Raw genomic sequence first — 14,508 nt, forward strand, 5'->3', positions numbered from 1 at the left:
CAGTCGGCGCGGGCGGCCCTTGCGGCGGGCGGGGCGGACCACTAGCCTCCTCGCATTCGTCACCGAAGGATTCGCCGTGAACCACCGCCCCCTGCTGCTCGCGCTGTGCATCGGCGCGAGCGTGCTTGCGCTGTCCGCGTGCCGCAAGGAAGCGACCACCGAGACCGACACCACGCCGGCGCCGTCCGCGCCCGGCGAGAGCGCCGACCAGTTCGTCGCCCGCATCAACGAGGAATACCGCGCGCTGCTGCCGGAGCTGACCTCGGCGCAATGGCTGTCGATCACCTACATCAACGGCGATTCGGAGCGGCTGGTATCCAAGGCCAACGAGCGCTGGCTGACCACGCTCAACGGCTGGATCGCGCAGGCCAAGCGCTACGAAGGCAAGCCGATGTCCGCCGACAGCGCGCGTTCGCTGCAGTTGCTGAAGCTGATGACCGCGATGCCGGCGCCGCGCGACCCGGCCAAGCTGGCCGAACTGGCCACGCTGGCCTCGAAGATGGAAGGCGCCTATGGCGCGGCCGCCTATTGCACCGGCGAGGGCGACGCGCGCCGCTGCCGGCAGCTGGGCGAACTGGAGGACGTGCTGCGCCGCAGCCGCGACTACGACCAGCAGCTCGACGCGTGGCAGGGCTGGCACGGCACCGCGCAGCCGATGCGCAAGGATTACCAGCGCTTCGTCGAACTGGTCAACGAAGGCGCGCGCGAGATGGGCTACGCCGACACCGGCGCGATGTGGCGCAGCGGCTACGACATGCCGCCGGCGCAGATCGCCGCCGAGACCGACCGGCTGTGGAGCCAGGTCAAGCCGCTGTACGAGCAACTGCACTGCTACACCCGCGGCAAGCTCGACGCCGAGTACGGCAAGGACAAGGGCGAGGTCGCCGGCGGCCTGCTGCCCGCGCACCTGCTCGGCAACATGTGGCAGCAGGACTGGAGCAATCTGTGGGACCTGCTGCAGCCCTACCCTGGCGCCGGCAGCCTGGACATCACCGACACGCTGGAGAAGCAGTACCAGAGCAACCTCGGCGCGGCGCTGGCGCGGCGCAATGGCGACACCTCGCCGGAAGCGCGGTTCATGGCCCAGCGCGACGCGCAGCTGCAGAGCGCCAAACAGATGACCGAGCGCGCGCAGGATTTCTACACCTCGCTGGCGATGCCCAAGCTGCCCGACAGCTACTGGGCGCGCAGCCAGTTCATCAAGCCGCTGGAGCGCAACGTGGTCTGCCACGCCAGCGCCTGGGACATGGACATGGCCGGCGACGTGCGCACCAAGATGTGCATCAAGCCGAACGAGGAAGACTTCACCACCATCTACCACGAACTCGGCCACATCTATTACGACCTTGCCTACAACCCCCTGCCGCCGCTGTTCCAGGGCGGCGCCAACGACGGTTTCCACGAGGCGATCGGCGACACCATCGTGCTGGCGATGACCCCGCAGTACCTGCATTCGATCGGCCTGGTCGAAGCGCCGCAACTCAGCCGCGAAGCACTGATCAACGCGCAGATGCGCATGGCGCTGGCGAAAGTGTCGTTCCTGCCGTTCGGACTGATGATCGACCGCTGGCGCTGGGGCGTGTTCGACGGCTCGATCGCGCCGGAGCACTACAACCAGGCCTGGTGGGAACTGAAGGCCAAATACCAGGGCGTGGCCCCGCCGACGGCGCGCGGCGAGGACTTTTTCGATCCCGGCGCCAAATACCACGTGCCCGGCAACACCCCGTACACCCGCTACTTCCTGTCGCACATCCTGCAGTTCCAGTTCTACAAGGGCCTGTGCGACGCGGCTGGCCACAAGGGTCCGCTGTACGAGTGCACCTTCTACGGCAACAAGGAGGCCGGGCAGAAGTTCTGGTCGATGCTGCAACGTGGCGGCAGTCAGCCCTGGCAGCAGACGCTGAAGGAACTGACCGGCAACGACAAGCTCGACGCCGCCCCGCTGCTGGAATACTTCGCGCCGATGCAGGAGTGGCTCAAGCAGCAGAACCAGGGGCAGATGTGCGGGTGGGAGGCGCCGAAGGCGGTGCAGGCATCAGGGCAAAAGTAAATATTGCTCGGAAGAGCCTGACATTAAACGACAAGGCCCGCTGATGCGGGCCTTGTGCGTCATGGGTGAAGATAACTGCCTCCGTCCCCGTTAGCCTGAAAAGTTCAGAAGCTCCTTAGCGATACCTCGATTTTCGGGAACGCCAATCCCCCAATAAAACAATCGCCCAACTTCGGCGACCGATTGCTTCTCTCCCAACATCATGGCCCTGAAGTAGTAAATGCCAGCCTTCTTTAAGCTCTTCCTGACGCCTTTTCCCGTTTCATAGCTGACAGCGACGTCGAAGCACGCATCCGGAACAAAATTTTCAGCCGCTTCCAACATCAAGGAAAAGCCTCTCTTTTCATCCTTGTTGAAGAACTGGCCATGAAAGTGCCAAGTACCAAGCGCATAGGTAGCGCGCTTGTCACCATGTGTATGCGCCTCCTCAAGCAACTTGGCGACTGGAGCAAGGTCTCCTCGGTCGCTGTCAGATCTCATCGATCTTGCCGCACGCAAAGCAGCATCGTATTTCTTATTACTTTCTTGGCGGCCAAGGACCTTTGTGGCCTGACGGCCTCTCACCCTACGGGTCTCTACTGTCATCGCCCCTCCTTCCACCAGATTTGTCTGGTTTGGTTTTGGTTTGCTCTTGCCCTTCCCTTCTCACGCTTTCCTGTTGTGCCAGGCCTTGCACCTACTCAATCGTCGGCCAGCCGCGCCCAACGTTCGTGGTCGCGCCACACCCCGCCGATGCGCAGGTAGCGCGGCGAATAGCCTTCGTGGCGGAAACCTGCGCGTTTGACCAGCGCCAGCGAGCGCGCGTTATCCGGTTGGATATTGGCCTCCACCCGATGCAGGCCCAGTTCGGAAAACGCGTAGGCCACGCACAGCCGCAACGCATGGGTCATCAGCCCGCGGCCTTCGCAGCCGGCCATGGCGTGGTAGCCCAGGTAGGCGCTCTGGAAACAGCCGCCGACCACCTGGCTGAAGGTGAACAGGCCGGCGACCTCGCCGCTGTCGCGGGCGCGCGCCAGCAGGGCGACGTTGCTGCCGTCCAGGGTCTGCGCGTACCAGGCGTTGAAGCCGGGCACGTCGGTGAACGGATACGTCCACGGATGATGCAGGGCGGTGCTGGCGCGGTGCGCCTGGATCAGCGCCAAGCCGTCGCGGCGCCGCACCCGCGCCAGCGACACGGCGGCGTCCGCGGCCTGGCTGGCGCTCTGGCCCATGCCTTCAGCCCGGCAACGCCGCGCCGGCGCCGCGCTGCATGACCTGCGCGTGGCGGTCCTTGAACTCGTCGAAGCTCAGCCCCTGCGCCTGCGCATCGGCGTGCGCGGCATCCTTCAGCGCATCCGAATACACCAGCCGCACCGGGGTGCCGGCGCGCTCGTGCAGCTCCGCGGCCTGCATGATCAGCGACAGCACCTGCGCCGCGCTCTCGCTCTGCCCGGCGATGCGCCCGTCCATGCCCAGCACCCACTCGCCGTCGCGGCGCACGATGCCGGCCAGCAAGGTGCGCTGCTGGTCGCGCAGCTCGGCATGCGGTTCGATCGCGGTGGCCGCAGCGGCGGCGGCCTCGCTGCGGTGGCGCAGGCGTTCGGCAAGCTTCTTGCGCACGTCGCGGCGCTGCTTGGACTGGATGGACATGCAATTTCCTCAACGATGACCCGGCGACGATAGCCCAACCGCGCCGCTGGCGTCACACCGGATCGGCCGGCTCCAGCTGTGGCACCTGGCTGCCGGGCCGCGGCAAGCGCTTGCCGCTGCGCCGTTCCCAGCGCCAGAAGCCCCAGCCGATCAGGAAGAACGCGCCCGAGCCCAGCGCCAGGTGCATCGGCCGGCCGCTGAGCAGCGGCGACAGCACCCCGGCCACCACGGTGTTGAGCATCAGCTGGGTGAAGGCCTGCAGCGACGAGGCCAGCCCGCGCTGGCGCGGGTACATGTCCAGCACCGCCAGTGCCAGGATCGGGAAGATCAGCGCCATGCCCAGGCCGGCCACGAAGATCGGCAGCACCGCCCACGGCAGCGCGATCTGCGGCGCGATCGCGGTATAGGCGATGTTGCCGACCATCGACACGCCGCAGCAGATGAAGCCGATGCGCACCTGCCGCATCGGCCCAATGCGTCCGGCCATGCGCCCGGACAGGAACGAGCCCAGGGTCATGCCGCCGATGGTGGGAATGAACAGCCAGGCGAAATCGCGCTCGGTGCGGTGCAGCAGGTCGATCATGAACACCGGCGCCGAAGCGATGTACAGGAACACGCCGGCGAAGTTGAACGCGCCGGCAGCCGCCAGGCGCTGGAAGCGTGCGTTGAACGCGATGGCGATGTAGTCGCGCAGCAGCGTGCGCGGCGCCAGCGGGGTACGCGCCTGCGGCGGGTGCGTCTCCGGCATCCAGCGCAGTGTGGCGACCAGCAACAGCAGCGAGAACCCGACCAGGAACCAGAAGATCAGCGGCCAGCCGGCACCGGTGGCCAGGATCCAGCCGCCGATGATCGGCGCGATCGCCGGGGCGATGCCGAAGATCATCGACACCTGGCTCATCAGCCGCTGCGCGTCGTGGCCCTGGTACAGGTCGCGGATCACCGCACGGCCGACGATCATGCCCACCCCGGCGGAAACCCCCTGCAGCGCGCGGAACGCCAGCAGCGTGCTCAGGTCGCGCGACAACGCGCAGCCGGCCGAGGCCAGCACGAACACCACCAGCCCGCCGACGATCACCCGCTTGCGGCCCCAGGCGTCGGACAGCGGCCCGTGCGCCAGGCCCATCAGCGCGTAGGCCAGCAGGTACACGCTGACCGTCTGCTGGATCGCCACCGGATCGGCGCGCAGGCGCTGCGCCAGCTGCGGGAACGCCGGGAAGATGGTGTCGATCGAGAACGGGCCGAACATCGCCAGCCCGGCCAGCAGCAATGCCAGGCGGCGGGTCGAGATCGTCGGGAGCGTCATGCGCAGGATCCTGGAAAGCCGGCCGCACGCAGCCCGGGCGGGCGAACACGCGACGACACCGTCCAAGGGACGGAACGATGGGAAAAGGAATGCCGCCATGATAAACCCTGGCCGATGCCGCGTTAAGCGCCGACCGCGCAGGGCATATCGATGCGACCGGGATGGCCTCCACATGAAGCCGCGGCAGCAGGCCGCTACGGTTCAGCAAGCCGGCGCGAGGGCCGCTGCAGGCATGCCCGGGGCGGCCCCGTGGGCGCCGCCAGCCACGCTATAATCGTCGGGCAGCATGGTGGGAGAAGCGGGGCGACCCGCTGCCGAAGGCGCAAACGCCCGTAATCGCTCAGGCCCGATACCACCCGCACCAAGACTCTGGAGAGACCGGTCCAACCCGGCGCCGAAGGGGCACGAAGCGCAGCGCAATACGCCGCCGCTTCCAAACTCTCAGGCAAAAGGACAGAGGGGCAGTGGGAAGACATGTGGCTTCCCGTCGGTCGTGTCCGCAGCTGCGGCCGACGGCGGCATCCGTGCGTCCTCCGCCCTTCGTGCCCTCCTCTGCCGGACGACCGCCATGTCTAACACCCCCTCGCTGCGCGACCTCGAACACCACTCGGCCTTCGTCGAACGCCACATCGGCCCGAACGACGCCGAGATCGCGCACATGCTGCGCACCGTCGGCCACGATTCGCTGGAGGCGCTGACCGACGCCATCGTGCCGGGCAAGATCAAGTCGCCGCTGCCGCTGGCGCTGCCCGAAGCGATCACCGAAGAGGAAGCGCTGGCCAAGATCGGCGCCATCGCCGACAAGAACCAGGTGCTGCGCAGCTTCATCGGCCAGGGCTATTACGGCACCCACACGCCGAAGGTGATCCTGCGCAACATCCTCGAGAACCCGGCCTGGTACACCGCCTACACGCCGTACCAGGCGGAGATCTCGCAGGGCCGCATGGAAGCGCTGATCAACTTCCAGACCATGTGCGCGGACCTGACCGGCATGGAGATCGCCAACGCCTCGCTGCTGGACGAGGCCACCGCCGCGGCCGAGGCGATGACCCTGGCCAAGCGCTCGGCCAAGGCCAAGTCCGACACCTTCTTCGTGCACGACGCGGTGCATCCGCAGACCCTGGAACTGCTGCGCACCCGCGCCGAGCCGCTGGGCATCGTGCTGCGCGTGGGCACGCCGGAGGAAGCGCTGCAGGCCGAGTGCTTCGGGGTGCTGCTGCAGTACCCGGACAGCTTCGGCCACATCGGCGACCATAAGGCGCTGGCCGACGCGGTGCATGCGCAAGGCGGCCTGGTCGCGGTGGCCACCGACCTGCTCGCGCTGACCCTGATCGCCGCGCCCGGCGAATGGGGCGCGGACATCGTGGTCGGCAACTCGCAGCGCTTTGGCGTGCCGTTCGGCTTCGGCGGCCCGCACGCCGCGTTCATGGCCTGCCGCGACGCCTACAAGCGTTCGATGCCCGGCCGCCTGATCGGCGTGTCGATCGATGCCGCCGGCAACCCCGCCTATCGCCTCACCCTGCAGACCCGCGAGCAGCACATCCGCCGCGAGAAGGCCACCTCCAACATCTGCACCGCGCAGGTGCTGCTGGCGGTGATGGCGGCGATGTACGCGGTCTACCACGGCCCCGACGGCCTGACCCGCATCGCGCGGCGCACCCACCGCCTGGCCGCGATCCTGGCCGCGGCGCTGCGCAGCGCCGGCGTCGACGTCGGCGAGCGCTTCTTCGACACGCTGCACGTCAAGGCGATCGATGCCGAGGCGATCCACGCCAAGGCGCGCGCGGCCGGCATCAACCTGCGCGCGATCGACAGCGAGGCGGTGGGCATCAGCCTGGACGAGACCAGCACCCGCGCCGATGTGGTCGCGCTGGCGCAGCTGTTCGGCGCGAGCGCCGATGTCGATGCGCTCGATGCGGCCACTGCCGACGCATTGCCGCAAGACCTCAAGCGCAGCAGCGCGTTCCTGCAGCACCCGGTGTTCAACACCCACCACAGCGAGCACGAACTGCTGCGCTACATGCGCGCGCTGGCCGACAAGGACCTGGCGATGGATCGCACCATGATCCCGCTGGGCAGCTGCACGATGAAGCTCAACGCCACCGCCGAGATGATCCCGGTGACCTGGCCGCAGTTCGGCGCGATCCATCCGCTGGCACCGGCCGAGCAATCCACCGGTTATGCGCAGCTGATCGGCGAACTGGAAGCGATGCTGGTCGAATGTACCGGCTACGACGCGGTGAGCCTGCAGCCCAACTCCGGCGCGCAGGGCGAATACGCCGGCCTGCTGGCGATCCGCGCCTACCACCGTGCGCGCGGCGAGGCGCATCGCGACATCTGCCTGATCCCCGAATCGGCGCACGGCACCAACCCGGCCTCGGCGCAGATGTGCGGCATGAAGGTCGTGGTCACCAAGTGCGACGCCAACGGCAACGTCGATGTCGACGACATCCGCGCCCAGGCCGAGAAGTACAGCGAGCGCCTGGCCGCGCTGATGATCACCTACCCGTCCACCCACGGCGTGTTCGAGGAAGACGTGGTGGCGATCTGCGAGGCGGTGCATGCGCACGGCGGCCAGGTCTACACCGACGGCGCCAACATGAACGCCTTGGTCGGCGTGGCCAAGCCCGGCAAGTGGGGCTCGGACGTGTCGCACCTGAACCTGCACAAGACCTTCTGCATCCCGCACGGCGGCGGCGGCCCGGGCGTGGGTCCGTGCGCGGTGAAGTCGCATCTGGCGCCCTACCTGCCGAAGACCCTGGGCGGCGAAGGCGACGTCGGCATGGTCAGCGCGGCCAGCTTCGGCAGCGCCTCCATCCTGCCGATCAGCTGGATGTACATCACCATGATGGGCAACGCCGGGCTGCGCAAGGCGACCCAGGTCGCGCTGCTCAACGCCAACTACATCGCCAAGCGCCTGGCCCCGCATTACAAGACCCTGTACACCGGCCGCAACGGTTTGGTCGCGCACGAGTGCATCCTCGACGTGCGCCCGCTGGAGAAGACCACCGGCATCGGCGCCGAGGACGTGGCCAAGCGCCTGATCGACTTCGGCTTCCACGCGCCGACGCTGAGCTTCCCGGTCGCCGGCACGTTGATGGTCGAGCCGACCGAGAGCGAATCGCTGCACGAGTTGGACCGCTTCATCGACGCGATGATCCAGATCCGCGAAGAGATCCGCGCGATCGAGGACGGCCGCCTGGACCGCGAGGACAACCCGCTCAAGCACGCTCCGCACACCGCCGCGCAGGTCACCGCCGGCGAGTGGACCCACGCCTATCCGCGCGAGCTGGCCGCGTTCCCGCTGCCCACGCTCAAGCAGGCCAAGTACTGGCCGCCGGTGGCGCGGGTGGACAACGTCTACGGCGACAAGCACGTGATGTGCGCGTGCATCCCGGTGGATGCGTACAAGGACGATGTGGTGGCGTAACGCTCCGCGATCGCGGACGCATGCCAGAACCAGCCGCGGACTCCGCGGCTGGTTTTCTTTTGCCGCACGCTGCGCAAATTCGTTCGAGTGCGCCGCGTCCGGCGCACGCCTAGACCACTCGAGACGCTGCGCTCAGTTTCACTCCACGCCGGGATCGAACTCCAGGCCGTCGCCGATCTGCTCGATGCAGCGCAGCGGCTGCTTGGGCAGCTGGCGCCAGTGCGTGCGCAGCGCGCTGTCCTCGATGTTGCCGTCACTCACCTTGGCCTTGCCGGTCAGGTAGTTCGCGCTGATATCGTGGACTTCGCCGCTGCCGCGATTCGTGCCGTGCACGTCGTAGCCGATCAGCTGGAAACAGCCCTGCCCATAGCGGAACCGGAACGTGGTCTGGGAGGTGCTCCAACTGCCAGCGCTGGAAAACTGGTTCAGGTTGACCGAAAACGTGCCGCGCGCGATGGCCGGTTCGCCGCCTTCGAGGTAATCCTCCATGTTCGGCGCGTCCGGGCGCGGGATCAGCGTGTGATCGCGCAGCGCCAGCCGGTAACCATCGCCCTCGGCGAAGGCCACCGCCAGCATGCGCGGATTGGTGTCGAAGCGATCCGGGCCGAAGTTGGTGTTGTCCAACACATTGCGCGGATCGGCCATCTTCAGCACCAGCAGCAGATCCGCGCGGCCATCGCCGTTCAGATCGCCACGGCGTTCGACCTCCAGCTTCCAGCCGCTCGGCACGAACGCGGCGGCATCGCCGCCCTGCGCGGGCAACTGCGGATAGACCACCGCAGGCGGATCCAGCGCTTGCGCGGCGCCGGTGACGGCCAGCAACAGAGGGAACCACGGCCAGGCGGAGGTGTGCGTCATAGCGGATCGAGCGTGCAGGAAGGAACCGCGATGGTGGCACGATTCGGCGGCGCTCTCGCGCAGCATTTACCGCGTGCGCTCAGCCCGGCGCCGCGACGCCGTGCATCTCCGCCGCCGCGTCCTGCGCATGCGCGCAGCAGTTGCGGCCGTTGCGCTTGGCGCGGTATAGCGCGGCGTCGGCGTGGTGCAGCAGATCGATCGCCGCCTCGGCGCTGGCCGGATGGGTGGCGATGCCGATGCTGACCGTGACCACGCCCAGCGGACTGGCCGGGTGCGGAATCTGCCGCTGCTCGATCGTCGCCAGCAGGCGCCGCGCGATCACATGCGCGGCATCGGCCACGGTGTCCGGCAGCACCACCGCGAATTCTTCGCCGCCGTAGCGCGCCACCGTGGCGGTGTGCGCGGGCAAGGCCTCGGCCAGTGCGGTGGCCACCTCCACCAGACAGGCATCGCCGACCACGTGGCCATGGCTGTCGTTGAACTGCTTGAAGAAGTCGATGTCGATCATCAGCAGCGAACAGTCCAGGCCGCCGTCCAGGTCGCGCAGCCGCGCCGCCAGGCCGACCCGATTGGCGATGCCGGTCAGCGGATCGCGCGCCACCTGCTGCTGCAGGCGGCGCGTGCCCAGGCGGCTCAGCCGCTGGATTTCCAGGTGCTCGCTGTGCAGGAACGCCACGTGCACGCCGTACACCGCCACCGCCGCGGTGGCCGCGGCCATGCCCCAGAAGAAGCTCACCCGCGACACGCTGATCGCCAGCAACAGCACCGCCAGCGAAAACACGATCGGCGCGAACGCGGCGATCAGTTCCGCGCTGCGCATGCTTGGCCGCGCGTGGCGCAGCCAGCGCCCCCGCGGCAGCGACGCCACCAGCACCAGCGCCATGCCGGGCAGATCGATCAGCAGCCCACCCCACCACGGCAGCCCGGCCAATTCGATGCGGTTGTACAGCGCCGTCACTGCCGCGTTGGCCCACAGGTAGGCGCTGGCGCTGAGATAGAAGTGGCGGCGGCTGCAGCCGCCGGCGCCGAGCAGGCGCAGCGTGGCCATCGACGCGAGCAGCAGACCCATCGCATCGGCGTGATTGATGATCAGGCTGACGTCGGGTTCGGAGAACCCGTTGCTGGACGACAGCGCCAGGTCGATCAGCAGGAACAGCAGGCCGGCACCGACCAGCGCCAGCAGCGCGTCCAGCGCCACCACCAATCGCGGCTGCGGCCGGTTGAACGAGCGCGCGATCAGGAACAGCGCCGGCACCATCGACGAGCCGGAAAACATCACGCCCAGCACCTGCAGCGTCGGACCGTGCTGCGGCACCAGCAGCGCCAGCAGGTTGCAGCCGGTCCACAGCATCTGCACCCCGACCACGCCACCCAGCAGCCGCCACGGCCAGCGGTCCACCGCCGGCGCGTGGCGCAGCCGGCGCAAGACGGCCAGCACCGCCATCGCCTGCACCGCCAGTCCGCACCACTGCGCCGCAGGCGCAGCGCTGCCGCCCGCCTGCGCGGCCAGCGCATGGGCGAGCAACAACCCGATGACGACGATGGGCAAGAACACGTTCGGTCTCCGTCGCACGCCATGCTGCGTTGCATCGGCCGCTGCCGCTGCGCCGTCCCCGCGCTCGCGGCCCCTGAAAGGAGCGGCGCGCAACGCACTATCGGCCGCGCGGCGCTGTCCTGTAGCGCCAGCTTAGCGGCAATGCCGCACCGTTCGGCGCTTGCGGCGTCCCGACGGGCAGCGGCAGCGGGCACGCCCGCGGTTCGCCGCAGCCGCCGCGGGCGACGCCAGGCCGTGGCGCGACGCATCGGAACTCAGCGATACACGTCGCTCGCACGTCCGCGCTTTGTGCGAACTGCAACACATGCCGCAGCAGCGTCCTCACGCCATGCTCGGACAGGTTGCACGGATCGTTCACGGCTGCCGGCACAGCATCGGTCGGACCCCTGACACCCCTCTCTCCCGCACATTCCGCAGCCATTGCAGCGCGAATCCCTTCTGCCGTAACTGCCTCATCCCCCGGAGCGCTCATCCATGGCCAGCCCTCGCAAGCCCAGCAAATCCAGCACGCCCGTCGATACCAGCGCCGTCGCCGACCAGCGCGGTCGCGGCGACGAACTGCATCAGCATGCCGGCGGCACGCATCCGCCGCTGACCACCAACCAGGGCATTCCGATCGCCGACAACCAGAACTCGCTGCGCGCCACGCCGCGCGGACCGACGTTGCTGGAAGATTTCATCCTGCGCGAGAAGATCACCCACTTCGACCACGAACGCATCCCCGAGCGCATCGTGCACGCGCGCGGCAGCGCCGCGCACGGCTATTTCGAGCTGACCGCGTCGCTGGACACCTACACCACCGCCAAGATCCTCACCGAGGTCGGGGTGAAGACACCGGTGTTCACCCGCTTTTCCACCGTCGCCGGCGGCGCCGGTTCGGTGGACACGCCGCGCGACGTGCGCGGTTTCGCGGTCAAGTTCTACACCAAGGAAGGCAACTGGGACCTGGTCGGCAACAACATCCCGGTGTTCTTCATCCAGGACGCGATCAAGTTCCCGGACCTGATCCACGCGGTGAAGATGGAGCCGGACCGCGGCTTCCCGCAGGCGGCCAGCGCGCACGACACGTTCTGGGATTTCATTTCGCTGACCCCCGAATCGCTGCACATGATCATGTGGGCGATGAGCGACCGCACCATTCCGCGCTCGCTGCGCATGATCGAAGGCTTCGGCATCCACAGCTTCCGCCTGCTCGACCGCAACGGCAACAGCACCTTCGTCAAGTTCCACTGGCGGCCCAAGCTCGGCCTGCAATCCACGATGTGGGACGAGGCGGTGAAGCTGGCCGGCGCCGATCCGGACTTCCATCGCCGCGATCTGTTCGAAGCGATCCAGCAAGGCGATTTCCCGGAATGGGAGCTGGGCGTGCAGCTATTCACCGAGGAAGAGGCCGACAAGTTCCCGTTCGACCATCTGGATTCGACCAAGCTGATTCCCGAGGAACTGGTGCCGCTGAAGATCGTCGGGCGCATGGTGCTGGACCGCTGGCCGGACAACTTCTTCGCCGAGACCGAGCAGGTGGCGTACTGCCCGGCCAACATCGCCCCCGGCATCGATTTCTCCAACGATCCGCTGCTGCAGGGCCGCCTGTTCTCCTACCTGGATACCCAGCTCAGCCGGCTGGGCGGGCCGAACTTCCACCAGATCCCGATCAACGCGCCGAAGTGCCCGTTCGCCAACATGCAGCGCGACGGGCACATGCAGATGGGCGTGCCCAAGGGCCGCGTCGCCTACGAACCCAGCTCGCTGCAGGACGACACCCCGCGCGAAAGCGCGCGCGGCTTCCCCAGCCACGCCACGCCCAGCGAGGACGGCGCCAAGGGCCGCGTGCGCGCCGAGAGCTTCGCCGACCACTACAGCCAGGCGCGCATGTTCTTCCGCAGCCAGAGCAAGCCGGAACAGGCGCACGTCGCCTCGGCGCTGGTGTTCGAGCTGTCGAAGGTGGAGACCGCGCATGTGCGCGAGGCGGTGGTCGGGCACCTGCGCCACGTCGATCAGGCGCTGGCGCAGCGCGTGGCCGACGGCCTGGGCATGGACGCGTTGCCGCCGGCGCCACCGGCCGCGGTCGCGCCGCAGGACATGCCGCCGTCGCCGGCGTTGCAACTGATCGGCAAGATGAAGCACACCCTGCAGGGGCGTGCGATCGGCATCCTGGTCCACGACGGCTCCGACGCGGCGACGGTGAAGGCCCTGCAGAAGGCGGCGCGCGACGCCGGCGCCACGGTCAAGATCGTGGCGCCGAAGGTCGGCGGCGCCAAGCTCAGCGACGGCAAGAAACTGGCCGCGGACGGGCAGTTGGCCGGTACACCGTCGTTCGTGTTCGACGCGGTGGCGGTGGTGCTGTCGGCCGAGGCCGGCAAGCAGCTGAGCAAGGAGTCGGCGGCGGTCGATTTCGTCAGCAACGCCTTCGCGCACCTGAAGGCGATCGCGGCCGACGCCGGGGCGCAGCCGCTGCTGAAGGCCGGCAACGTGGTCAAGGACGCCGGCGTGCTCGATGCCGGCAACGCCAAGGGCTTCATCGAGGCCGCCAAGACCCGCCAGTGGGACCGCGAACCGAAGCTGCGCATGCTCGCCTGAGCCTGCGTCGCCAGCGTCAGCCTTGCCCCCGACCGCGCCATGCCTTCGCATGGCGCGGTTTTCGTTTGCGGTTGGGGGCGGCGGGTCTGGGGCGCAGCGCTGGTTTTTCCGGTGGGGCGTAGCACCGGGTCCCGAGCCGGCCGTCGCGGCGGCGCCTGATCGGTATCTTGGTCGCGGCAGCGGTCCAACACTGCCCTCCCCTAGAGCCGATGAACGGTGTTGCCGACCTCCGGAATCAGGACGGATGCGGGCGCCGGAAATTGCCCTGTCTAATTTTTCGCCAGGTCTCTTGACAGTCTTGTGGCACGTGGCCGCGACGGGCTTATCCACACCCTTATGCAGAAGTCATCCACACCCCCTGTGGACAACGGCGCGCCCTCCGGCGCAGCGGCAGCCATGGGGCAAGTGGTTGAAAAACAAAAGAAACTGCTTGGCGCCTATTGACAAACGCGGATCTACGGCCGGGCCGACTGCTGTCTCGCAACAAATCCGAGACAAAACTTATCCCGAGGCCTGTCCGCTGCGGGCGCGGTTTTGCGTTTCTGGCTGAATGCGCGGTGCCCTGGCGGTGGGCGCGCGCTGTGCAGGCCGTTGGTGGTCGCCGTCATGAGACGGACATGGGAGCGGATCTGGCGGCTCGGTAGCTGTTCTGGCTATGCATCCCGGCTGTTCCCTTCTCCCACCGGGACCATGGCCCCCTTTTCGGGGGAGGTGCCCCGAAGGGGCGGATGAGGATACGGGCATAGCCTCGTGCACCCAAACGCCGCGAGACGCTTCGCGCCGGACCCTCACCCCAACCCCTCTCCCGGGGGGAGAGGGGCTACGGCTGTTCCCTTCTCCCCACCGGGACCATGGCCCCCTTTTCGGGGGAAGGTGCCCCGAAGGGGCGGATGAGGGTACGGGCGAAGCCTCGTGCGCCCAAACTCTGCGAGTCGCTTCGCGCCGGACCCTCACCCCAACTCCTCTCCCGGGGGGAGAGGGGCTAGCGGCCGCTCCCTTCTCCCATCGGGAGAAGGTGCCCCGAAGGGGCGGATGAGGGTACCGGCGAAGCCTCGTGTACCCGAACTCCGCGAGACGCTTCGCGCCGTACCCTCACCCCAACCCCT

The 14,508-nt window shown here is 68.0% G+C and carries 9 protein-coding genes and 1 riboswitch; of the genes, 3 read left to right on the top strand and 6 right to left on the bottom strand.

The genetic code is table 11. The features are described from left to right. The first annotated feature begins 76 nt into the window (after positions 1-76). Positions 77-2,050 (top strand): M2 family metallopeptidase, encoded by a 1,974-nt coding sequence (locus tag HEP74_RS14915; RefSeq protein WP_185813543.1) that lies wholly within the window; start codon positions 77-79, stop codon positions 2,048-2,050. A gap of 90 nt (positions 2,051-2,140) precedes the next feature. Here the strand turns inward: HEP74_RS14915 and HEP74_RS14920 are convergent, their stop codons facing one another. From HEP74_RS14920 to HEP74_RS14935, 4 genes are all read right to left on the bottom strand, one after another. After that, entirely contained in the window at positions 2,141-2,635 is a 495-nt protein-coding gene (locus tag HEP74_RS14920; RefSeq protein WP_185813544.1) for a tetratricopeptide repeat protein, read from the bottom strand. Positions 2,636-2,730: 95 nt separating this feature from the next. Further along, positions 2,731-3,261: a GNAT family N-acetyltransferase gene (locus HEP74_RS14925; protein WP_185813545.1), complete on the bottom strand. Its 531-nt coding sequence runs from the start codon at positions 3,259-3,261 to the stop codon at positions 2,731-2,733. A 4-nt stretch (positions 3,262-3,265) separates the two neighbouring features. Further along, a complete protein-coding gene (locus tag HEP74_RS14930) occupies positions 3,266-3,679 on the bottom strand; it encodes a hypothetical protein (protein ID WP_185813546.1) in 414 nt (137 codons plus the stop codon). A gap of 52 nt (positions 3,680-3,731) precedes the next feature. Then, positions 3,732-4,982 (bottom strand): multidrug effflux MFS transporter, encoded by a 1,251-nt coding sequence (locus HEP74_RS14935; protein ID WP_185813547.1) that lies wholly within the window; start codon positions 4,980-4,982, stop codon positions 3,732-3,734. 359 nt (positions 4,983-5,341) lie between these two features. Continuing rightward, a riboswitch (glycine riboswitch) is annotated at positions 5,342-5,449 on the top strand. A 101-nt stretch (positions 5,450-5,550) separates the two neighbouring features. Between HEP74_RS14935 and gcvP the strand changes: the two genes are divergently transcribed. Beyond that, positions 5,551-8,412 carry an aminomethyl-transferring glycine dehydrogenase gene (gene gcvP / locus HEP74_RS14940; RefSeq protein WP_185813548.1) on the top strand — a complete coding sequence of 954 codons (2,862 nt, stop codon included), beginning with the start codon at positions 5,551-5,553 and terminating at the stop codon, positions 8,410-8,412. Between the two features lie 138 nt (positions 8,413-8,550). Here the strand turns inward: gcvP and HEP74_RS14945 are convergent, their stop codons facing one another. Both HEP74_RS14945 and HEP74_RS14950 read right to left on the bottom strand, forming a co-directional pair. Beyond that, the gene (locus tag HEP74_RS14945) at positions 8,551-9,270 is read right to left on the bottom strand and encodes a hypothetical protein (RefSeq protein ID WP_185813549.1); all 720 of its coding nucleotides are present in this window, start codon (positions 9,268-9,270) and stop codon (positions 8,551-8,553) included. A gap of 79 nt (positions 9,271-9,349) precedes the next feature. Beyond that, complete coding sequence (locus tag HEP74_RS14950; protein WP_185813550.1) at positions 9,350-10,825, bottom strand: GGDEF domain-containing protein; 1,476 nt, start codon at positions 10,823-10,825, stop codon at positions 9,350-9,352. 474 nt (positions 10,826-11,299) lie between these two features. Between HEP74_RS14950 and HEP74_RS14955 the strand changes: the two genes are divergently transcribed. Continuing rightward, the gene (locus HEP74_RS14955; RefSeq protein ID WP_185813551.1) at positions 11,300-13,402 is read left to right on the top strand and encodes a catalase; all 2,103 of its coding nucleotides are present in this window, start codon (positions 11,300-11,302) and stop codon (positions 13,400-13,402) included. The last annotated feature ends 1,106 nt before the right edge of the window (positions 13,403-14,508 follow it).

The sequence above is a fragment of the Xanthomonas sp. SS genome (genome assembly GCF_014236835.1).
In the GTDB taxonomy this organism is placed as follows: Bacteria; Pseudomonadota; Gammaproteobacteria; order Xanthomonadales; family Xanthomonadaceae; genus Xanthomonas_A.